Source organism: Acidovorax sp. K2F, assembly GCF_025246485.1.
Taxonomy (GTDB): domain Bacteria; phylum Pseudomonadota; class Gammaproteobacteria; order Burkholderiales; family Burkholderiaceae_C; genus Acidovorax; species Acidovorax delafieldii.
In genome coordinates this window covers 14,199-35,240 of sequence record NZ_JAOBSQ010000003.1, presented here as the reverse complement: position 1 = coordinate 35,240, position 21,042 = coordinate 14,199, and the positions used below count along the sequence as shown (strand labels likewise).

Sequence of the window (21,042 nt, the reverse complement as noted above, 5' to 3'; positions counted from 1 at the left end):
GCGCGCAGGCACCCAGTGGCCGCTTTGAAGCCGAATCAGCCCGTAGCGCTAGTTGATATTGCACCAACAGCTATTAATTTTATAGCGGCCCAGATCAAGGTGTCACCAGCGGCACCTCGCTGGCCTTGCGGGGCTTGCCCATGGGGGCACTGGCCAGGCCCTTTTGTACGGCGGCGATGTCTTCTTCGCTGGGGTATTCGCCCAGCAGCCAGTAGTCAAACACGCGCCGCGCAATCGGGGCGGCATGGGCGGCGCCAAAGCCTGCGTTCTCCACAATGGCCGCCAGGGCAATGGTGGGGTTCTCGGCCGGGGCAAAGGCGGCAAACAGCGAGTGGTCGCGCTGGTGCTCTTCCAGCGCCTTGGCGTTGTACTTCACGTTCTGGCCCATGGACACGGCCTGGGCGGTGCCCGTCTTGCCGGCCGAGGTGTAGGGCGCGCCCATGAACACCCGGGTGCCCGTGCCACCCTTGTTCACCGCCACCAGCGCGTTGCGCACCAGCTCCACATTTTTGGGCTGGTAGCCCAGGTTGATGCCGGGGGGCTGCACGATCTCGGTGATGGCACCGGTGACCGCATTCTTCACCGCCTTGGCCATGTGCGGGCGGTAGCGGGTGCCGCCATTGGCCAGCGTGGCCTCGGCCAGCGCCAGCTGCAGCATGGTGAAGTTGTTGTAGCCCTGGCCAATGCCCAGCGACACGGTTTCGCCCGGGAACCAGCGTTTCATGTCGGCGCGTTTGTAGGTGTTGCGCTTCCACTCGGTGCTGGGCAGCGTGCCCCGCACTTCGCCGTTGAGGTCGATGCCCGTGGACTGGCCGAAACCCAGCGGCTTCATGAAGTCGTGGATGGCATCCACACCCATGTCCACGGCCAGCGAATAAAAGTAGGTGTTGCTGGAGAACTGGATGGCGCGGTGCATGTCCACGCCCCCCAGCCCGCCCTCGTGGCTGCGGAAGGTGTGGCCGCCGAAGGTGTAAAAGCCGGGGTCGTTCACCACCAGGCTGGGCGAGCGCTTGTTCAGCTGCAACGCCGCCAGCGCCATGAAGGGCTTGTAGGTGGAGCCGGGCGGGTAGGTGCCGCGCAGGGCGCGGTTGAGCAGCGGCTTGTCGATGGACTCATTGAGCGCGGCCCAGTTTTCGGCGTCAATGCCTTCGACAAACAGATTGGGGTCGAAGGTGGGCTTGCTCACCAGCGCCAGGATCTCGCCATTGCGCGGGTCGATCGCCACCAGCGCTCCACGGCGGCTGCCATACAGCTCTTCGATGAGTTTTTGCAGCTTGATGTCGATGGACAGCATCACGCTGTCGCCGGGGGTGGCGGCGTGGCTGGAGAGCTTGCGCACGGCGCGGCCACCCGCCGAGGTTTCCATCTGCTCCACACCTGTCGCGCCATGCAGGGCCGACTCGAAACTGTGCTCGATGCCGAGCTTGCCGATGTACTCCGTGCCCCGGTAGTTGGCCTCGTCCTCCGAGTCCTGGATACGGGCCTTCTCGGTCTGGTTGATGCGCCCGATGTAGCCAATCGCATGGCTGGCCACGTCGCCCAGCGGGTAGTTGCGAAACAGCCGCGCCTTGATGTCCACACCCGGAAAGCGGTAGCGCTGGGCGGTGAAACGCGCCACCTCCTGATCCGTCAGGCGGGTGCGGATGGGCAGGGATTCGAAGTTGCGCGACTCTTCCATGAGCCGCTTGAAGCGGCGGCGGTCACGCGCCTGGATGTCCACCACCTTGGCCAGGGCATCGATGGTCTCGTCCAGCACGCCGGCACGCGAGGGCGTGATCTCCAGCGTATAGGCCGAATAGTTGGTGGCCAGCACCACGCCGTTGCGGTCCAGGATGAGCCCCCGGTTGGGCACGATGGGCACCACGGCCGTGCGGTTGCTCTCCGCCTGGGCTGCCAGGTCCTCATGGCGCACCACCTGCAGGTACACCAGACGCGCCGCCACCAGGCAGAACGCCGCCATCACCACCAGGCCCACCACCAAGGCGCGCACCCGGAACCGCGAGGCGTCGGCTTCGCTGCTGCGCACCTCGGTCATGGCCTCACCCCTGAAAACACGGCCCAGAAGCTGGCTGCCTGTGTGATTGGCGCGGCCCAGGCCAGGGGACGCCGAGCAAGGGTCGCCCCGCCGCGAGCGCGTCGCCGCCCTTCCCGCAGTGCGCAGCGCTGCGAGAGAGGGGGGAGACAGCGCGGCCGCTCAGGGGGTTGTTGCCTCATGTTCACAACGGCCGGTTCTGGTCTTTGTCGGGCGGGCGGCGCTGGGGCGCCAGCAGCACCCAACTGGCCAGGGGCCACAGCAGCGCCTCCAGGAACGGGGCCAGAAAGCTCCAGAACCCCGGGAAAATTCCGCCCGCTGCCATGCGCAGCAGCAGCTCGATGGCATGGGCAACGGCAAACAGCGGAAACACCTGCAGCGCTTGCGACGGCACACTGAACCACAGCAAACGGCGGTGGATGGCGATGGCTCCGAACGACAGCACGGTGTAGGACAGCGCATGCTGGCCCAGCAGCGCAGACTGGCTCACGTCCATGCACAGGCCCAGCACAAAGGCCGCCCCCATGCCAATGCGCAGCGGCTGGTGCACGCCCCAGAACACCAGCAACACCATCAGCAGATCAGGCATCCACACCACGCGGCCCAGCGGCAGCATGTTGATGGCCAGACCCGCAGCCAGACTGGCCCAGATGAACACCGGGTTCACCGGCATCAGCAGGGGCTCACCCCGCGGCATGATCATCGCGGGCCTCCTTGTGTCGGGGTCATCGGGGCAAGGCGGCGGCTCATTTGCGCCCCCCGCGTTTGTTCGCGGGCGCGGCGGGGGCCGCATCCGGGCGGGGCAATTCGTTGTCGGCCAGGGGCTTGAGCACCACCACATGGCGCGCACCCTGCACCTGCGCCAAAGGCACGCAGTAGATGCGCGCAAACGCGGAGTCGGCACGGCGCTCCACCTTCACCACGCGCGCCACGGGCAGGCCCGGCGCATACAGGCCGTCCACGCCGCTGGTGGTCAGCAAGTCGTCTTCGCGGATGTCGGCGTTGGCGGGCATGAAGCGCAGCTCCATGCCACCACCATGGCCCGCCACCGGATCGCCATAGGCCACGCCGCGCACGCCGGTGCGGATGTTCAGCACCGGAATCGCCTGGTCACGGTCCACCAGCAGCGTGACTTCGCTGACCAGCGGAAACACACGGGTGACCTGGCCCAGCACACCGGCCTCGTCCATCACCGGAGCGCCCAGCTCCACGCCGCCCAGCTGCCCCCGGTCCAGCACCACGCGGCGCGTGTAGGGGTCTGCGGTGTCATAGATGACTTCGGCCGCCTGTGCAGGGGTCTGGAGCCGGTCGCGCAGCTCCAGCAGTTTGCGCAGCCGCTGGTTTTCCATGGCCAGCTGGTCGGCCTGGTTGGCGCGCTGGCCCATCACGGTCATCTTCTTGCGGGCGGCATCCAGGTCTTCTTGCGCGGTTTGCAACGACTGGAAATAGCTGCGCCCGTGGCTCGCGAACTCCACCGGCTGCAACATGAGCCACTGCACCGGGTACAGCACCGTGGCCACGGCCTGACGGAAGGGGCCGGTAATCTGGAAGCGTGCGTCGGCCACCATGAGGAACAGCGCCAGCGCACTGAACACGGCCAAACGCGACAGGGCCGAAGGGCCCTGTTTGAAGAAAGGGGGAGCGCTGCGCTCCAGAGTACCCAAGGGCATGGTGCGCAGCGGTCAGGATCTGCCACGGGGAGCGGGCTCCACGGGCGGGTGCTCAGAAACAAGCATTGGAGCAGGGGCAGTCATGCAATTCAGAGCGCAAAAAAAGTGCCTGCAGCATACAGGCCTGCCGACTTACTCGCTCGTGAAAATGCTGCCCAGGCGGTCCATGCGCTCCAGGGCGATACCGCAGCCGCGCACCACGCAAGTCAGCGGGTCTTCGGCCACCAGCACGGGCAGGCCGGTTTCTTCGGCCAGCAGGCGGTCCAGGTCGCGCAGCAGCGCGCCGCCGCCGGTGAGCATCATGCCGCGGTCGGCAATGTCGGCGCCAAGCTCGGGGGGGGTTTGTTCCAGCGCGTTCTTCACGGCCGAGACGATCTGGTTCAGCGGGTCGGTCAGGGCTTCCAGCACTTCGTTAGAAGAAATGGTGAAGCTGCGTGGCACGCCTTCGGACAGATTGCGGCCCTTGACTTCCATCTCGCGCACTTCAGAGCCCGGGAAGGCCGAGCCGATGTTCTTCTTGATGGCTTCGGCGGTGGGCTCGCCAATCAGCATGCCGTAGTTGCGGCGGATGTAGCTGATGATGGCTTCGTCGAACTTGTCGCCACCGACGCGCACACTGCCCTTGTAGACCATGCCGCCCAGCGAGATCACCCCGACTTCGGTGGTGCCGCCGCCGATGTCCACGACCATGGAGCCGCTGGCTTCCGACACCGGCAGGCCCGCGCCAATACCGGCGGCCATGGGCTCTTCGATCAGGTAGACCGCCGTGGCGCCTGCGGCCTCGGCCGCATCCTTGATGGCGCGGCGCTCGACCTGGGTGGAGCCGCAGGGCACGCAGATGATGATGCGCGGGCTGGGGGTAAACAGCGTGCGCGGGTGCACCATCTTGATGAACTGCTTGATCATCTGCTCGGTGATCACGAAGTCGGCGATCACGCCGTCCTTCATCGGGCGGATGGCTTCGATGTTGCCGGGCACCTTGCCCAGCATGGCCTTGGCCTCGTGGCCTACGGCCTGGATGACTTTCTTGCCATGGGGCCCGCCTTCGTGGCGGATGGCGACAACGGAGGGCTCGTCGAGCACGATGCCTTTGTCGCGGGCGAAGATGAGGGTATTGGCTGTGCCAAGGTCAATGGCCAGGTCGGTGGAGAAATACCGACGGAAAGCTCCGAACATTCAAAAATCCTCTCGGGCACGGCATGCGCGTCGGCCTGCCATCGCCAGGTATTCAGGGGGGTGTTTATGGGCTTTTTTCACGCAATTGACTCCCATTCCAGGAGCTTTGCGGCAAAGCCGGGATAATACCCCATCCCCTGTGAATAACTCCCTCCGGCGCAGCCCGGATCACAGCTTTACTTCTGGTTTCTCTAGATTCTCCTCCCTATGGCACTGACCCCCCAGGACATCGGCCGCATTGCCAACTTGGCGCGGCTTGAGCTGACGCCCTCCGAAAGTGAGCGCATGCTCACACAGCTCAATGGCTTCTTTGACATCGTGGAACAGATGCGGGCTGTGGATACCTCGGGCGTCACGCCCCTGGCCCACCCCGTCGCGGCTATCCAGGACGTGGCCCTGCGGCTGCGCGAGGACGTGGCCAGCGAGCCCAACCAGCGCGAAGCCAACCAGCAAAGCGCCCCCGCCGTCGAACGAGGCCTGTTCCTCGTGCCCAAAGTGATCGAGTAAGAGCCCCGCCGCATGACTTCCACCGCATTGCATGACCTGGGCGTGGCCCAGCTGGCTGCCGAGCTGCGCGAGCGCCGCGTCTCGGCCGTCGAGGCCGCCCAGCATTTCCTCGCCCGTGCGCAGGCCCACCAGAACCTGGGCGCCTACGTGGCCGTGAACCCGGACATCACCCTGGCCCAGGCCCGCGCCCAGGACGCCGCCATTGCCGCAGGCACCGCCGGCCCGCTGGCGGGCGTGCCAATTGCGCACAAGGACATCTTTGTCACCAAAGGTTTCCCCAGCACCGCAGGCTCGAAGATGCTCGCGGGCTACCAGTCACCCTTTGATGCCACCGTGGTCACCAAGCTGGCCGACGCTGGCGCCGTGACGCTGGGCAAGCTCAACTGCGACGAGTTCGCCATGGGCTCGGCCAACGAGAACTCCGCCGTCGCCCCCGTGGGCTTTGACGCCCCCGCCCCGGTGCGCAACCCCTGGGCCACAGACCGTATCCCTGGCGGCTCGTCCGGCGGCAGCGCTGTGGCCGTGGCCGCGCGCCTGGCCCCGGCCGTCACCGGCACCGACACCGGCGGCTCCATCCGCCAGCCCGCGTCGTTCTGTGGCATCACCGGCATCAAGCCCACCTATGGCCGCGCCAGCCGTTACGGGATGATCGCGTTTGCCTCCAGCCTCGACCAGGCCGGCCCCATGGCCCGCTCGGCCGAAGACTGCGCACTGTTGCTGTCCGCCATGTGCGGCCCGGACCCGGACCGCGACTCCACCAGCCTGGACGTGCCCGCAGAGAACTTCAGCGCAAAGCTCAACGACAGCATCGATGGCCTGCGCATCGGCATCCCGGCCGAGTTCTTTGGCGAAGGCCTGGCGCCCGACGTGCGCGCCGCCGTAGATGGTGCCCTGAAGGAATACGAGAAGCTCGGCGCCAAGCTCGTGCCCATCAGCCTGCCGCGCACGCAGCTGTCCATCCCGGTCTACTACATCATTGCCCCGGCCGAAGCATCGTCCAACCTCTCCCGCTTTGACGGCGTGAAGTTCGGCCACCGCGCCAAGGACTACACCGACCTGGTGGACATGTACAAGAAGACCCGCGCCGAAGGCTTTGGCGACGAGGTCAAGCGCCGCATCATGATCGGTGCGTACGTGCTCTCGCACGGCTACTACGACGCCTACTACCTGCAGGCACAGAAGATCCGCCGCATGATCGCCGACGACTTCCAAAACGCGTTCAAGAGCTGTGACGTCATCGCCGGCCCCGTGGCCCCCACGGTGGCCTGGAAGCTGGGCGACCACGGCAACGACCCGCTGGCCGACTACCTGGCCGACATCTTCACCCTGCCCGGCTCGCTGGCCGGCCTGCCCGGCATGAGCGTGCCCGCCGGTTTTGGCGAGGGCGGCATGCCCGTCGGCTTGCAGCTGCTGGGCAACTACTTCCAGGAAGCCCGCCTTCTGAACGCTGCGCACCGCCTGCAGCAAGCCACCGACTTCCACCTCCGCCGTCCGGAGGGCTTCTGACATGACCGCCAAACTGATCCATGGCTACGAAGTTGTCATCGGCTTCGAAACCCACACCCAGCTCGCCACCCAGAGCAAGATCTTCAGCCGCGCTCCCACCGCCTTTGGCGCCGAGCCCAACACCCAGGCGTGCGCCGTGGACCTGGCCCTGCCCGGCACCTTGCCGGTGATGAACCGCGAAGCCGTGGCCTGCGCTATCAAATTGGGACTGGCCCTCGGCTCCCACATTGCGCCCGTGAGCATTTTCGCGCGCAAGAACTACTTCTACCCCGATCTGCCCAAGGGTTACCAGATCAGCCAGTTCGAGATCCCGGTGGTGCAGGGCGGCGAGGTCGAGTTCTTTCTGGGCGACGAGAAGAAGACCGTGCGCCTGGTGCGCGCCCACCTCGAAGAAGACGCAGGCAAATCGCTGCATGAAGACTTCATCGGCCAGAGTGGTATCGACCTGAACCGCGCGGGCACGCCGCTCCTGGAGATCGTGACCGAACCCGACATGCGCTCGTCCGAAGAGGCCGTCGCGTATGCCAAGGAGCTGCACAAGATCGTCACCTGGATCGGCATCTGCGACGGCAACATGCAGGAGGGCAGCTTCCGCTGCGATGCCAACGTGTCCGTACGCAAGCCTGGCCAGCCACTGGGCACGCGCCGCGAGATCAAGAACCTGAACTCGTTCAAGTTCATGCAGCAGGCCATCGACTACGAAATCCGCTGGCAGATCGAGCAGATCGAAGACGGTCATGCAATCCAGCAAGCCACCGTGCTGTTCGACCCCGACACGGGCGAAACGCGCGCGATGCGCACCAAGGAAGACGCGGCGGACTACCGCTACTTCCCGGACCCCGACCTGCCTCCGCTACACATTTCAGAGCAGTGGGTGCAGGATGAGCGTGCGCAGATGGCCGAATTGCCTCGCGTTGTTGCCGCACGTTATGTCAGAGACTACGGTCTGTCTGAATACGACGCGTCTGCTCTTACGCAAAGCAAAGCAACCATGATTTACTTCCAGCAAGTTGTCTTGGGGGCCAATGCACCTGTATCGCCAAAAATTGCATGCAACTGGATCATGGGCGAGTTGTCGCGACGACTCAATTTGGATGAAGTTGCCATTGAAGACGCGCCCGTAAAACCAGGACAAATGGTTGCGCTACTGACTCGCATTGCTGATGGCACGATCTCCAACAACGCCGCCAAACAAGTGTTTGATGAACTCTGGAGTAAGCCAACACGCACAGGTGTTATGAATGCAGCCGAATCAGATAGCGACTCCTTTCGAGCCATTGGTCATGTGAGCCTTGTCGACGAAATCATCGAATCCAAGGGCCTCAAGCAGATGAACGACTCCGGCGCGCTGGAGAAGATCATCGACGAGGTGATTGCCGCCAACCCCGACAACGTGGCGCAGTTCCGCGCGGGCAAGGACAAGGCCTTCAACGCGCTGGTCGGCCAGATCATGAAGGCCAGCAAGGGCAAGGCCAACCCGACGCAGGTCAACGAACTGTTGCGCGCCAAGCTGGCGGGCTGACGCGCAAGCCGACTGGCAACAACACCAACAACAAAGGGCCGCGAGGCCCTTTGTTGTTTCGATCTTCTCAATGGGGTGGTGGCCGTCGAGGGCCTAAGGCAAGGGAATTGCCCCCCCCGCGGACCTCACCGCGTGGCGGCTGGAGCGGAGGCGTCGCTGGCAGGCGTTGTGCCCGGCAGCGGCATGCGCTGCGCATCCCACAGTTTGCGCAGCTGGGCCAGCTCCACGTCAAAGCGCTGGTGCACGCGGCGCTTTTCCTGGTCCTGCCCTGCAATGAAGCGCTGCTGCTCGGCAATGCTGTCTTCGTTCTCGGCAATCTTGCGGCGCAGCGCCATGGGGGCTTTGTTGGGGTCCTTTTTGTAGAACTCCATCTCCACATCGAAGGCTTTGCGCTGCTGGGCCAGTTCGACCAGGCGCTTTTCGGCGGTGGCGGTCACGTCATCGACGAGCTGAATAGCCGCAGCGCGCTCCACATCGTGCGTGGCCTTGTCGGGATAGCGGGCCGTCAGCGCGCGCTCGCGGCGGCGCTCTTCCAGCTCGCGGGCACGGGCTTCGGCCTCTTTGCGGCGCTGCGCTTCTTGCGCGGCGCGTTCCTGCTCGGTCAGCGAGGGGCCAATTTGCCGACGTACGATGCCCGAGGGCCCGAGTTCCCGCTGCTCGCGGTCCAGGCATTCGGCGATCGGACGGTCGGCCGTCAGGCGCCGGCCATTGCGGTCCACGCAGGTGTAGATGCCGCTGGATGTCCCGGGGGCTTGCGCCCGCGCCCAATCGGCGCCCAGGGTGGCCAACAGAACCCCGCCCATGATCCACGCCGATTTGCTCAAACCATCTACCCCTCGTTGACGCCGTAACGCTGGCGGTAGGCCAGCACCTTTTCGTGGTGGGAACGCATCCCCTCTTCCCCATTCTGCTCAAGAAAGAGCAATAAGTCTGCCAGCCGTGAAATGGCACACACCTGCATGCCCAGTTGGTTGCGCACGTACTGCACGGCGCTGTGGTCCACGTCCTGGCCATTCTCGGTGGCTTTCTCCTGGCGGTCCAGCGCAATGGCCACTGCATGGGGCGTGGCGCCGGCGGCGCGGATGATGGCGATGGACTCGCGAGCGGCCGTGCCGGCCGACATCACATCGTCCACGATGAGCACCCGGCCCTTGAGAGGCGCGCCCACCAGGGTCCCACCTTCGCCATGGTCCTTGGCCTCCTTGCGGTTGTAGGCAAAGGGCACGTTGCGGCCCAGGCGCGCCAGCTCCACCGCCACGGTGGCAGCCAGCGGAATGCCTTTGTACGCGGGGCCAAACACCATGTCGAATTCGATGCCGCTGGCCAGCAGGGCTTTTGCATAGAATTCCGCGAGCCGGCCGATCTTGCGGCCGTCGTCAAACAGTCCGGCGTTGAAAAAATAGGGGCTCAGGCGCCCGGCTTTGGTCTTGAATTCGCCAAACCGCAGCACGCCCGACTCGACGGCAAAACGGACGAAATCCTGCGCCAGCTGGCCCTGTTCGGGGGTTTGCACGCCAACATCCACCATGGGGAAATCCTTGTTCAAGTTAACCAGCCTCAATCTCAATGGCATCCGCTCGGCCACCAGCAAAGGCGTGGAAAGCTGGATGGCAGCCACGCGGCCGGATTGTATTTGTGTGCAGGAAGTCAAGGCCCAGGCCGCCGACATGGCCAACCGCTTCGAGCGCCTGGCCGACCTGCAGGGGCACTTCCACTTTGCCCAGAAAAAGGGCTATTCGGGCGTCGGCATCTACACGCGGCACGTGCCGTCGGATGTAGTCATTGGCTATGGATCGACCGAGTTCGATGCAGAAGGCCGATACGTCGAGCTGCGTTTTGACACGCCCGCCCGCAAGCTGTCGATCATCAGTGCGTACTTTCCCAGCGGCTCGTCGGGCGAAGAGCGGCAGCAGGCCAAATTCCGCTTTCTGGCGGAGTTCCACCCCCACCTCATGCGCCTGAAGGCAGAGCGCGACTTCATCCTGTGTGGCGACATCAACATTGCGCACCAGCAAATCGACCTCAAAAACTGGCGCAGCAACCAGAAGAACAGTGGTTTTTTGCCCGAAGAACGCGCCTGGATGACAAAGTTGTTGCACACAACTGATGAAGGCGGCGGCATCATAGACGTTTACCGTCAGTTACAACCTACCGCCACCGACACCGCCTACACGTGGTGGAGCAACCGCGGCCAGGCCTATGCCAACAACGTGGGTTGGCGGCTGGACTACCACCTGGCCACCCCTGCGATCGCGGCGCTGGCGCGTGCTGAACATATCTACAAGGGCGAAAAGTTCTCGGACCACGCACCCATCACGGTGGACTACGCACTGACCCTCTGAGCCCTGCCCCAGCCCCTCTGCCCCCGATGACCGACGCCAGCACCTCCGCCCCGCCTCCCGCCCACAGTTTTCGCCCTCAGAGCGCCGAAGCGCTGTGGCGTCAGATCTCCACCCCTCACCCCACAGTGGGCAAGGCGCGGCATCTGGGCGAGGCGCTGGTCCACGCGGGGCTGCTGTCCACGCCGGACCTGGCAGAGGGCCTGCAGGCGCAGCAGGAGGAGCGCGGCAATGGCGTGCAGCGGCCCATCGGCCAGATTCTGGTGGACCGGGGGGCACTCACCCAGGACCAGTTGCGCAGCGTGATTGCCACCTGGCTGGGTGAATACACCGTGCACCCCGGCGACATCACGCCCGAAGCGCCGGCCCTGGCACTCATCCCCCGTGCCGTGGCCGAGCGCGAATCCGTGCTGCCCCTGATCGCACGCGAGGACGCGTTGGTGCTGCTGATGGCGGACCCCTGGGACCGCGTGCTGATCGACGAGATCCGCTTTCTGACCCAGCGGCGGCTGATCCCGCTGCGCGCAGCGCCCGGCACGCTGATGCCCGCCATCCACAAGGCCTACCGCACCCGCCCTGCCGACGCGGGCGGCGCGGCAGCCGGCGCACGCGCCACCTCGCAGGAGTTGCTGACCAACCTGGCCACTGCGTCGCCAGACGCAGACACCGAGCAGGCCGACGTGATCAGCGAGTCGGACAACACCCTGGTGCGGCTCATCAACTCGGTGATTGACGAAGCCATCAGCCACCGTGCGTCGGACATCCACATCGAGACCGAGCCCGCCCCGCACAACGTGCGCGTGCGCCTGCGCATCGATGGCGACCTGGTGCCTTACCTGGAGCTGCCCGCGCGCTACCGCTTTGCGATGGTGGCACGCATCAAGATCATGGCCAGCATGGACATCTCGGAGCACCGCAAACCGCAGGACGGCAAGATCGACTTTGCCCGCTTTGGCGGCCCGCCGGTGGAGCTGCGGGTGGTCACGGTGCCCACCTCGCGCGGACTGGAGGACGTGGTGCTGCGCCTGCTGGCAGGCGCCAAGCCCCTGCCGCTGGAGAACATCGGCCTGAGCCAGCCCAACCTGCTGGCGCTGCGTGCGGTGGTGCAAAAAAGCTATGGCCTGGTGCTGGTGTGTGGCCCCACGGGCTGCGGCAAGACGACCACGCTGCACTCGGTGGTGCGCGACATCAACACCGCAGGCCGCAAGATCTGGACGGCCGAAGACCCCATCGAGATCACGCAGGAGGGCCTGCGCCAGGTGCAGGTGAACCCACGCATCGGCTGGACCTTTGCCGCCGCCATGCGCACCTTTTTGCGCGCTGATCCGGACGTGATCATGATCGGCGAGATGCGCGACGAGGAGACGGCGCGCATCGCCATCGAGGCCTCGCTCACCGGGCACCTGGTGCTGTCCACCCTGCACACCAACTCCGCGCCCGAGAGTATTGCGCGCCTGCTCGAAATTGGCCTCGACCCCTTCAACTTCTCGGACTCGCTGCTGGCCATCCTGGCGCAGCGCCTGGTGCGGCGCCTGTGCACCGCCTGCCGCGAGCCGCGTGTGGCCGACGACGACATGCTGGCGGGCCTGGCGTCGCAGTACCTGGAGAGTGGCACACATAACACCGCTGAGGCGCGCCAGGCGCAGATCGGACGCTGGCGCCAGCAATACGGCGGCGCCCAGGGCGAGCTGCGGATGTGGCGCCCCGTGGGGTGCGCCAAATGCGAAGGCCACGGCTACCACGGTCGCCTGGGCATCCACGAGCTGATGATGAGTGACGAAGCCATTCGCCAGCACATCCGCCACCGGGCCCCGGCTTCGGACATCCGGCACTCTGCGCTCACCGCCGGCATGCTCACCCTGCGCCAGGACGGCATCGAAAAAGTCCTGCAGGGCCTGACCGACATGAGCGAAGTGGTGGCGGCGACCAACCTGTAGCCTTCAGCCCCAACAGTCACCCACAAGCCCCCAAAAACCGTCAACAATTGTCAAAACCACCCATCTCGCGGCAATTTCCCGTTGGACGGCAGTCGGTTTTCCTGCTTTCACAGGCATAGTCAAGCCGTGCCAGCTGCCGCACCTGGAGCCATTCCAGTCCCCTGCGCGCTGGCTGGATGTGAAAGTGGTGACGATGTTGTTCCGATTCCTGGCTGCCCTGCAGGCCCGCACAGACGCCACCCTGGTGGCCCTGCTCGGACCTTTGAGCCTGTGCCTGCCGCTGTGGGCCCACCCCGCCCCGCTGTGCCCAGCCCCCCAGGGCCGCAGCGTGCTGCAACTGCAGCCTGCCGGCGACGGCCAGGCGCAGGCCTGCGACCTGCAGGCCCTGGAGCGACTCCCAGCGCAAGACATCACCACCGCCCTGCCCCCCGCGCTGGGTATGGCGGGTACACACCGCTGGACCGGTGTGCCGCTGCGCCACCTGGTGGAGCAGCTCGGGGGCGGCGAACGCAGCCGCATCGTGCTGATGGCCCTGAACGACTATGCCGTCGCGATCCCCTGGAGCGACCTGCTTCGCTACAACCCCGTGCTGGCCTACCGGCGCGACGGCCAGCGCATGGGCATCCGCGACAAGGGGCCACTGATCCTGATCTACCCGTTTGATGCCCACCCCGCTCTGCAGCAGGGCCAGGACTACGTCAACCGCACCATCTGGCAGGTCCATGCTGTCTCCATCCGCTAAGCAGCAGCCCGCCGCCAGCAACACACGCACCACCCACCGGCTGCTGGCCCTGGTGGTGGCCATGGCTTTGGGCACCTCTGCGGCCCTGTGGTGGACGCTGCGCCAGGCCCAGGACCTTGCGCAGCCCCACCAGCAAAACGACCTCTGGTACATCGCCAGCGTGCACAACGAACTGGCGCGGGTGAGTCTGCTGGCGCGCCAGCTGCGGGCCCGGGAGGCCAGCGCGCAAGACCTGGTCGACCGGCTGGACGTGCTGTACAGCACCCTCGACACCAGCGGTCGCGGACCGCGCGTGAGCACCCAGCTGCGCGAGGCACTGCCGGACACCGCACAGGGCCTGGACGGGTTGCGCACTCAGGTGGAGCGCTGGTCGTCGCAGGCCAGCGGCAGCGCCAACGAGCCCGGCAGCACCGCGGCGCGGCGCACGCAGGCGACGGCCGCACCCACCCAGGCGCTGCGCGTGGCCGAAGACATCACCCGCCAGTCCGACGCGCTGCTGGAGCGCCTGCGCCAGGCGGTGGCCACCGTGCACCTGTTCAGCACCCAGCAGACAGACCAGGCGCGCCAGCAGTTGCACCAGCGCTTCATCGTGCTCAGCGTGGTGCTGAGCGCTCTGCTCGTGGGCACCACGCTGCTGATTGCCCGGCTGGTGCAGGATGCACGCGCCGCCAAAGCCGCATCGCGGCAGCTGGCGCAAACCAACCGGGAGCTGGAAGACCGCGTGGCCCGGCGCACGCGCAAGCTCGAAGAAAGCCGCGCGCTGCTGGGCTTCATCCTGGACACCAGCCCCAGCGACGTGCTGCTGGCCGAGGTCGAGAGCGGTCGCGTGCATTTCATCAACCACCGGCTGACCGAGCGCCTGGGGCTCAAAACCGCTCCTCAGACCCTGTTTCTGCCCGACCTGCTGCACGACCCCGACACACGCCAGCGCTTCATGCAGACCCTGGACCAGTACGGGCAGGTCGATGCCATGGAGGCGCAGATCGGCACCCATGCCCCGCGCTGGAGTTCGCTGTCGGCCCGCCTCATCGACGTCGAGGGCCAGCTGGCCCACCTGCTGTGGGGCTTTGACATCAGCACCCACAAGGCCCTGGAAGCCCAGCTGCGCGAACTGGCCACGCGCGATGCGCTCAGCGGCCTGCTGAACCGCCGGGCCTTCATGGAGCGCAGCACCGCCCTGTTCGACCACTGCCGCCGCCATGGACAACCTTGCACCGTGCTGATGATCGACATCGACCACTTCAAGCGCATCAACGACCGGTACGGCCACCAGATGGGCGACACCGCCATCCGCGCCTGTGCCGAGGCCATCGGCCAGGCCCTGCGCGAGGCCGACCTGCTCGGCCGCTTGGGCGGGGAGGAATTTGCCGCGCTGCTGCCCCATGCCAGCGCCGACAGCGCACGCCAGGTGGCCGAGCGCATCCGGGGCGCCATCGCACAGCTGGGCCTGGCGTCGCCTGCAGGGCACCCGGTCACGTTCACCATTTCCATCGGCATGGCTTCCAGCGAGCGCCACCACACAGGCATCGAGCCGCTGATGGCCGATGCCGACGCGGCGCTCTACCTCGCCAAGGCCGCCGGCCGCAACCGGGTGCTGACCCACGAGGCGGCGCACCCCGCACTCTGACCTTAACCAACGACACAACAACCATGAGCCTGCGCCTTTTGATTGTGGATGACAGCCGCATGTCCCGCCTGATCCTGCAGGGCCTGGTGCAACAGGCCCACCCCGACTGGACCATCGTGCATGCCAGCAGCGGCGAAGAAGCCTTGCAGCTGGCGCGCGAGAACCCCGTGGACCTGGTTTCCATGGACTTCAACATGCACGGCATGAACGGCCTGGATGCCGCACTGGCGTTGCGCCAGTTGCTGCCCCGGGTGCCCATTGCCATCCTCACGGCCAATGTGCAGAACGCCGTGCAGGAGCGCATCGAGGAAGCGGGTATGGTGTTCATTGCCAAGCCCATCACCGCCCAAGCCGCCCAACAGCTCATCGCCCTCGCAGGAGCCTGACATGCCCATCCAGCTAGACGCCGAACAGATCGATGCACTGAGCGAGATCTTCAACATCGGCGTGGGCAAGGCCGCCGCAGCCATGGGCAGCCTGCTGCGCGACGAGGTGCTGCTGTCGGTGCCGCATGTCAGCGTGTTCACCGTGAGCGAGGCGGCGCAGCAACTGGGCACCCAGGGCCACCCCATGTATGGCGTGCGCCAGCCGTTTCGCGGCGTGCTCAACGGCGATGCCCTGCTGATCTTTCCAGGCCACCGCAGCCTGGAGATCGTGCGCATCGTCGCCGGGCAGAACGTACCCAGCGAAGACCTGAGCGCCATCGAGCAGGATGCGCTGACCGAGGTGGGCAACGTGATGCTCAACGCCTGCATCGCCGCCTTGTCCGACCTGCTGGGCCACGAGTTCGAACTGAGCCCGCCACGGTTCGACATGGGCGACAGCCGCACCATCCTGGGCACCCGCATCCAGAACCACCTGGTGGTGTTCCTGCACATCCGCTTTGAGCTGCTGAGCAGCCAGATCGAGGGCTTTGTGGTGTTCGTGCTCAACACCACGTCGCTCGAAGGCTTGCGCACCGCCGTGAACCGGCTGCTGGGCCGGCCCGTGGACGCAGACTGAGGCCCCAAGCGGCCGCCAAGGGACGGCGGGCGCTGCACAGGCCCTGTGCGAAACTCGCGGCTGTTGCCTTCCGGCCCTGCCGCCGCCGCGCCAGCCCGCTATCGCCCCCTGGGAGAAAGCAGCCCTGGCCCGATGGGCGATGGGTTTACTGCCTTGTTTGTTGCTAACAGAGTGTGGTCAGACGCCCCAGCCTCGACGAGGCCTCCAGCAGGCACTGCGATATTTCTCACAAGTCAAAGCGTGGCCATTTCGGGAAAGCTTCAGTTTTTGCTAACAAAGAGTGGCTGCAACTACTAGACCGCTCAAAGCAACATCAATATCCAAGTGTCTTCTCGAAAGTCGTTCAGCTGAAGGTACAGCAAAACACCAGACATAGGACACCTTGGACGCCTTTGCCGAGGTGCAACTTGCGAAGCCAAGTCCACTCAGGACAATTCCGAGATAGCTTGCAGCTACCTTGTTTTCCCCACTCGCGGAGATCGGACCCTGTGCCGTGGTCAAGTCTTTTCGGACGCTCCGGTAATGCGGATTTGAAATTCAATGGGCTGCTGCGTGCTGTCCCTCGTACTGGCAATGCCTGCGGCAGGTAATGGCTGAGCACGTACTGCACACGTACGGCAGATATGTGCATTTATTGCACGTCCATTTGATGGTCCTCGATCGCTCTCTCCAGTGAGCCGACCAGGGATCGCGCCTGGGCGAGAGACTGCTCCAGCGAGCTGGTTCGGTCGCTTGAGACCGCAAGTTTGTGACCAAGCTTTCTAAGGCAGTGATTGATGAGCGTCGTTGGAGCGCCTAGTTTCTCGGTCTCATATCGCGATAGACATGTGCGGTCAATGCACAGATCACGCGCAAACTCAGCTTGGCTCTTTGTGCCACGAGCCCATTTGATGAGCTCGCCCTGAGACTCTGGAAACTTAGTGAAAGAAGTCATTGCCGCCGCATAGTTTGGTGCGATAATAGCACCATCAAGCGGTTTCGCGCTCAGACCGCCACTGCTCTAAGATCGATACCGGGAAACACACATGGCACGCGCAGATCAAGTCAAAGCGCTGGTTCGTGCCTTTGCAGGCAACGAGAGCGGGCATTTCTATTCAGTTGCAATGCAGGTTGCCGCAGCTGAGGCGCAGCGTGGCCATGTCAAGCTTGCAGCGGAGCTCAAAGAACTGATCGAAGCGGGACGCAACCAGGTCGCCACCCGAGGCAGCTCGGCTACACGTCCCATGCCCATCGGGCAGCCGAAGGGTGAGCTTGCTGAGCTCCTGACCGTTCACTATCCCCAGGTGCACCTGAACCACATGGTGCTGTCTGCAGAGGTCGAGCAGAAGATCGAACGTGTGCTCAAGGAGCAACGCCAGCATGAGCGCCTTGCGAGCCATGGGCTCACGCCACGTCGCAAACTGCTGCTGGTCGGTCCCCCAGGGACCGGAAAGACCCTGACAGCCAGCGTTCTGGCCACGGAGCTGCGGTTGCCGCTGTTCATCGCGCGCTTCGACAGCCTCATTACAAAGTTCATGGGAGAGAGCGCGTCCAAATTGCGCCTGGTGTTCGAAGCGCTCAAGTCCACCCGGGGTGTCTACCTGTTCGACGAGTTCGACACCCTGGGCCTGCAGCGCGGTGGCCAGCACGATGTGGCCGAGATGCGCCGGACCTTGAACATGTTCCTGCAGCTCATCGAGCAGGACACTTCAGACAGCCTGATCATTGCCGCGACGAACCACGGCCGCTCGCTTGATACAGCGCTGTTTCGCCGATTCGACGATGTAGTGCGCTACGACACACCCACCGCCCATCAGACTGCCGAGCTTCTGCGCAATGCATTGGCCGTTCTCGCATCCCCGTCCCTCGACTACGAAATGCTCTCAGGGTATGCCCATGGACTGTCGCATTCGGACATTATTCGAGCATGCAATGACGCGATGAAGGATGCGGTGCTTGAGCAGCAAAATCACGTTGCCGAAGCACAGGTGATCGAGCACCTGAAAGAGCGCTCAGCCGCCCAGCGCGAATTACTTCCTGGTATTTGACGAAGCTTCCGCTATATTGATTCCAAACCAAGAAGTGTCGAGGGGGCAATATGGCGAATCATTTGCTTGTCAGCGAAGCAACGGAGCGGCGTGATTTTCAGTCGACGCTCAGGGCTTCTTCTGTCATTCCGCTAGCCAGCAGGCAGGTGGCCCATGGGCAGAAGCTCTTGCGCCAACTCGGTGAGCTGAAAGTCAAGGAAGGGCAGCTTCGCGTTGCCCGGGCTGAAGCAGGTCTGGAGCCTGGCACCGGAATGGCCGTCACCCTTCAAGTGGCGAATGGCTGGTCCATCGATTTTCAGAAACAGCTCGAATGGCGGCGCGCCGGCATCGAAGTGCTCAGCGCAAAAGAGGCTGGCAACTCCGAGATCGTCACGCTGCATATTCCCGAAGGCAAGTTTTCGGAATTCGAGAAGCGGATTACCGCCTACCTGAACCCTGACTTGGACACGACCGACAAAAAGGGTGTGACAAAGCCGAAGAACGTCAAACTGGTCAATGCCGTTTCGGATTTCCGCAAGGCTGTGTTTGAGGAGCTGTGGACTGAACTGTCACCGCCACCGGCTCCAGAGACGCTGACTTGGTTTCAGGTCTGGCTACGCCCGACGAAGCCTACCGCGCACCAGACCCGCAATCATTTCGTGGAGGTGGGAAAACGGTTTGGGATCGAAGTGGACCAGGGCTATCTGAGCTTTCCAGATCGTGTCGTGGTGGCAGCCTGGACCACGAGATCCAATCTGGAACGAGCGCTTGAGCTGCTCGACCTGGTTGCGGAGGTCCGAGGGGTGATGCCTCCCTCGGATTTCTTCCTGGCGACACTCAAGCCCTACGAGCAAGTGCCTTGGGTACAGAACCTGGCAGCTCGAACTACCGTCCCTCCCGTGGGGCAGGGACCCCACATCACCCTGCTCGATACCGGAGTGAACTGGCCGCACCCACTGCTTGCACCGTTGCTTGCTCCAGCTGACTGCCATGCCGTGCAAAACCAGTGGCTGTCCAACGACCACGATGGTCACGGCACGGAAATGGCGGGCATTGCGGCCTATGGCGATCTGGCGGGCCCGTTGACGAGTGCTCAGGAAGTCAGAATCCCCCACCGCCTTGAGTCCGTAAAGATACTGCCGCCCGTGGGCGAGAACCCGCCCCGTCTCTACGGCTGGATCATGTCCAAGGCAACCAGCATTGCGGAGACAGCGTTTCCGCAGCGCAGCCGAACCTTCGTGACCATGACGACGGCCGCCGGCCAAGCTGGAATGCCGACCGAGTACTCGGGCACTATCGATAGGCTTGCATTTGGCTACTCGCTCACACCGCAGAACGCCAGCGCGAACCCGGACGCTCGGGGCGAGCCGCGGCTTTTCATCATGTCCGTTGGCAATGTGCCATGGCAGCAATGGAACGACTATCCGACGGTCAATGCCCTATCGCACGCGCAGGACCCCGCTCAGTCATGGAACGCGCTGGTGGTGGGGGCGTGCACAGACCTGGTGACCTACGACACCACCAAGTGGCCCTCTTACACGCCGTTGGCGCCGAAGGGCGGCTTGTCACCGTCGTCAACCACTTCGCTTGGCTGGGCACTCAACTGGCCGAATCGGCCTGATGTCGTTGCCGAAGGCGGCAACGGCAGCAAAGACTCGCGCATGGCAGTACCCAGCGTAGGCCCGGAGAGCCTGCGCGTTTTGACGACACACCATGAGTTCACACGGTCCACGCTGGGCGAGACAGGCGATACGAGTGCGGCCGCAGCGGAAGTTGCGCGCGTGGCCGCGTTGGTCCAAGCGCAGTACCCACAGTACTGGGCAGAAACACGCCGAGGACTGATTGCCCACACAGCCGAGCTGACGCCGGCCATGCTCGCCGATTGGCCGACGGGAACCGCTCGCACCGAACACAAACGGGGCGTCTTGCGTCGTTATGGGCATGGCAAGGTCGACCTCCATGCCGCGCTGACTTCGACCCGGGACAGAGCGACGCTGCTTGTGCAGGAGACGATACAGCCCTACACGTGTAAGGAGGACGGTACGTTGAAGCTGGGACAGCTGTGCCTGCATGCACTGCCATGGCCGGTCGAAGAGCTGCAGCGGCTGCAAGAGACTCCCGTCGAGATGCGGGTGACACTGTCCTACTTCATCGCACCCAATCCCAGCCGCCGTGGGTGGCGCAGCAAGTACCGATATCAGTCCCACGGACTGCGCTTCGCGGTCAAGGGCGCCACCGAGACGCCAGAGCGCTTCAACAACCGTATCAACAAGATCGACCGCGACGCCAGCGATGACGTCGAGTCCGACGTTGGATCCGACCCGGACAAGGACAACTGGTTCTGGGGCGCACAGATGCGCACCAGTGGATCCCTGCACTCCGACACCTGGAAGGGCACCGCGGCCCAGCTTGCGCTGAAATCCCACGTGGCGGTGTTTCCTGTGGGAGGCTGGTGGCGAGATTCAGATGCGGGAGAGGCAACGCAGACCGTGCGCTACAGCCTGCTAGTAACTCTCAAGGTTCACGCGACGGTGGACGTCGATATCTACAATCCGATTGCTGTGAAGATCGGGTTGCCAGTGGAGGTGTTCTAGGGTTTATCGCAATCTCCGGTGGAACGGGGAGATGCTGATCTTTGTGAACGGGACCAAGCTCAACTACGCACCTCCCAGTTGATACTGTGGCTGCTTGTCCATTCCGCAAGCTGCACCAACAGCCAGTCTGGCTATCGAGAATGAGCGAGGCGAACCTTGCCCGCTCCATGTCCCGCAAGGCCTGTTCTCCGGACAACGCAGCGTGCGAGGGCTTCTTTGGTAGGCTGATGAACAAACTGTTCTGTCCTCGGGGCTGGAAGGGCACGATCATCGAATCCGCAGGTACAACGAGAAGCGGATCAAGTTCTCCCTGGGGGCCTCAGCCGTAAGCGTCTAGGGAAGTCATCTTGCGTCCCTCGGGGAAATCGCCAACACAGCCCTT

At 64.3% G+C, this 21,042-nt stretch carries 17 protein-coding genes and 1 pseudogene; 12 read left to right on the top strand and 6 right to left on the bottom strand.

All coding sequences use genetic code 11. The features are described from left to right. Positions 1–94 precede the first annotated feature (94 nt). The 4 genes from mrdA to N4G42_RS01745 form a co-directional block, all read right to left on the bottom strand. Positions 95–2,035, bottom strand: a complete 1,941-nt coding sequence (gene mrdA / locus N4G42_RS01760; RefSeq protein WP_260665943.1) for a penicillin-binding protein 2 — start codon at positions 2,033–2,035, stop codon at positions 95–97. Positions 2,036–2,216: 181 nt separating this feature from the next. Beyond that, positions 2,217–2,735 carry a rod shape-determining protein MreD gene (gene mreD / locus N4G42_RS01755; protein WP_056057460.1) on the bottom strand — a complete coding sequence of 173 codons (519 nt, stop codon included), beginning with the start codon at positions 2,733–2,735 and terminating at the stop codon, positions 2,217–2,219. A gap of 43 nt (positions 2,736–2,778) precedes the next feature. Continuing rightward, entirely contained in the window at positions 2,779–3,702 is a 924-nt protein-coding gene (gene mreC / locus N4G42_RS01750; protein WP_056742141.1) for a rod shape-determining protein MreC, read from the bottom strand. A 132-nt stretch (positions 3,703–3,834) separates the two neighbouring features. Continuing rightward, positions 3,835–4,878, bottom strand: coding sequence for a rod shape-determining protein (locus tag N4G42_RS01745; protein WP_008907364.1), 1,044 nt, complete (start codon positions 4,876–4,878; stop codon positions 3,835–3,837). 207 nt (positions 4,879–5,085) lie between these two features. Here N4G42_RS01745 and gatC point away from each other — a divergent pair, with 207 nt between their 5' ends. From gatC to gatB, 3 genes are read left to right on the top strand one after another with little or no spacing between them, the layout of a single operon-like run. Continuing rightward, positions 5,086–5,385: an Asp-tRNA(Asn)/Glu-tRNA(Gln) amidotransferase subunit GatC gene (gene gatC / locus N4G42_RS01740; RefSeq protein ID WP_008907365.1), complete on the top strand. Its 300-nt coding sequence runs from the start codon at positions 5,086–5,088 to the stop codon at positions 5,383–5,385. 12 nt (positions 5,386–5,397) lie between these two features. Next, positions 5,398–6,891 carry an Asp-tRNA(Asn)/Glu-tRNA(Gln) amidotransferase subunit GatA gene (gene gatA / locus N4G42_RS01735; RefSeq protein WP_260665941.1) on the top strand — a complete coding sequence of 498 codons (1,494 nt, stop codon included), beginning with the start codon at positions 5,398–5,400 and terminating at the stop codon, positions 6,889–6,891. A 1-nt stretch (position 6,892) separates the two neighbouring features. Then, positions 6,893–8,413: an Asp-tRNA(Asn)/Glu-tRNA(Gln) amidotransferase subunit GatB gene (gene gatB / locus N4G42_RS01730; RefSeq protein WP_260665940.1), complete on the top strand. Its 1,521-nt coding sequence runs from the start codon at positions 6,893–6,895 to the stop codon at positions 8,411–8,413. Positions 8,414–8,538: 125 nt separating this feature from the next. Here gatB and N4G42_RS01725 read toward each other — a convergent pair whose 3' ends face one another. Both N4G42_RS01725 and pyrE read right to left on the bottom strand, forming a co-directional pair. Then, the gene (locus tag N4G42_RS01725) at positions 8,539–9,237 is read right to left on the bottom strand and encodes a DUF4124 domain-containing protein (RefSeq protein WP_116748633.1); all 699 of its coding nucleotides are present in this window, start codon (positions 9,235–9,237) and stop codon (positions 8,539–8,541) included. A 5-nt stretch (positions 9,238–9,242) separates the two neighbouring features. Then, positions 9,243–9,941: an orotate phosphoribosyltransferase gene (gene pyrE / locus N4G42_RS01720; protein WP_056742150.1), complete on the bottom strand. Its 699-nt coding sequence runs from the start codon at positions 9,939–9,941 to the stop codon at positions 9,243–9,245. 10 nt (positions 9,942–9,951) lie between these two features. Here pyrE and N4G42_RS01715 point away from each other — a divergent pair, with 10 nt between their 5' ends. The 9 genes and pseudogenes from N4G42_RS01715 to N4G42_RS01675 all read left to right on the top strand — a co-directional run. Beyond that, positions 9,952–10,755 (top strand): exodeoxyribonuclease III, encoded by an 804-nt coding sequence (locus tag N4G42_RS01715; protein ID WP_056057754.1) that lies wholly within the window; start codon positions 9,952–9,954, stop codon positions 10,753–10,755. A gap of 26 nt (positions 10,756–10,781) precedes the next feature. Then, positions 10,782–12,689 (top strand): GspE/PulE family protein, encoded by a 1,908-nt coding sequence (locus N4G42_RS01710; RefSeq protein ID WP_056057444.1) that lies wholly within the window; start codon positions 10,782–10,784, stop codon positions 12,687–12,689. 193 nt (positions 12,690–12,882) lie between these two features. After that, on the top strand, positions 12,883–13,431 hold the full coding sequence (locus N4G42_RS01705; protein ID WP_260665939.1) for a molybdopterin-dependent oxidoreductase: 549 nt from the start codon (positions 12,883–12,885) through the stop codon (positions 13,429–13,431). Then, positions 13,412–15,058, top strand: coding sequence for a GGDEF domain-containing protein (locus tag N4G42_RS01700; RefSeq protein ID WP_260665938.1), 1,647 nt, complete (start codon positions 13,412–13,414; stop codon positions 15,056–15,058). Before N4G42_RS01705 ends, N4G42_RS01700 begins: the two co-directional genes overlap by 20 nt. A 23-nt stretch (positions 15,059–15,081) precedes the next feature. Then, positions 15,082–15,444: a response regulator gene (locus tag N4G42_RS01695; RefSeq protein ID WP_225580994.1), complete on the top strand. Its 363-nt coding sequence runs from the start codon at positions 15,082–15,084 to the stop codon at positions 15,442–15,444. Position 15,445: 1 nt separating this feature from the next. After that, a complete protein-coding gene (locus N4G42_RS01690) occupies positions 15,446–16,060 on the top strand; it encodes a chemotaxis protein CheC (RefSeq protein WP_108496943.1) in 615 nt (204 codons plus the stop codon). A 1,025-nt stretch (positions 16,061–17,085) separates the two neighbouring features. Continuing rightward, complete coding sequence (locus tag N4G42_RS01685; protein WP_260665937.1) at positions 17,086–18,087, top strand: AAA family ATPase; 1,002 nt, start codon at positions 17,086–17,088, stop codon at positions 18,085–18,087. Between the two features lie 50 nt (positions 18,088–18,137). Beyond that, the gene (locus N4G42_RS01680; RefSeq protein WP_260665936.1) at positions 18,138–20,660 is read left to right on the top strand and encodes a S8 family peptidase; all 2,523 of its coding nucleotides are present in this window, start codon (positions 18,138–18,140) and stop codon (positions 20,658–20,660) included. Between the two features lie 113 nt (positions 20,661–20,773). After that, positions 20,774–20,997, top strand: a pseudogene (locus N4G42_RS01675) (IS3 family transposase); the annotation flags it as partial. Positions 20,998–21,042 lie beyond the last annotated feature (45 nt).

Coding starts and splice junctions, on each gene's coding strand:
- mrdA (WP_260665943.1), bottom strand. CDS start 2,035: ATGACCGAGGTGCGCAGCAGCGAAGCCGACGCCTCGCGGTTCCGGGTG.
- mreD (WP_056057460.1), bottom strand. CDS start 2,735: ATGATCATGCCGCGGGGTGAGCCCCTGCTGATGCCGGTGAACCCGGTG.
- mreC (WP_056742141.1), bottom strand. CDS start 3,702: ATGCCCTTGGGTACTCTGGAGCGCAGCGCTCCCCCTTTCTTCAAACAG.
- N4G42_RS01745 (WP_008907364.1), bottom strand. CDS start 4,878: ATGTTCGGAGCTTTCCGTCGGTATTTCTCCACCGACCTGGCCATTGAC.
- gatC (WP_008907365.1), top strand. CDS start 5,086: ATGGCACTGACCCCCCAGGACATCGGCCGCATTGCCAACTTGGCGCGG.
- gatA (WP_260665941.1), top strand. CDS start 5,398: ATGACTTCCACCGCATTGCATGACCTGGGCGTGGCCCAGCTGGCTGCC.
- gatB (WP_260665940.1), top strand. CDS start 6,893: ATGACCGCCAAACTGATCCATGGCTACGAAGTTGTCATCGGCTTCGAA.
- pyrE (WP_056742150.1), bottom strand. CDS start 9,941: ATGGTGGATGTTGGCGTGCAAACCCCCGAACAGGGCCAGCTGGCGCAG.
- N4G42_RS01710 (WP_056057444.1), top strand. CDS start 10,782: ATGACCGACGCCAGCACCTCCGCCCCGCCTCCCGCCCACAGTTTTCGC.
- N4G42_RS01705 (WP_260665939.1), top strand. CDS start 12,883: ATGTTGTTCCGATTCCTGGCTGCCCTGCAGGCCCGCACAGACGCCACC.
- N4G42_RS01700 (WP_260665938.1), top strand. CDS start 13,412: ATGCTGTCTCCATCCGCTAAGCAGCAGCCCGCCGCCAGCAACACACGC.
- N4G42_RS01695 (WP_225580994.1), top strand. CDS start 15,082: ATGAGCCTGCGCCTTTTGATTGTGGATGACAGCCGCATGTCCCGCCTG.
- N4G42_RS01690 (WP_108496943.1), top strand. CDS start 15,446: ATGCCCATCCAGCTAGACGCCGAACAGATCGATGCACTGAGCGAGATC.
- N4G42_RS01685 (WP_260665937.1), top strand. CDS start 17,086: ATGGCACGCGCAGATCAAGTCAAAGCGCTGGTTCGTGCCTTTGCAGGC.
- N4G42_RS01680 (WP_260665936.1), top strand. CDS start 18,138: ATGGCGAATCATTTGCTTGTCAGCGAAGCAACGGAGCGGCGTGATTTT.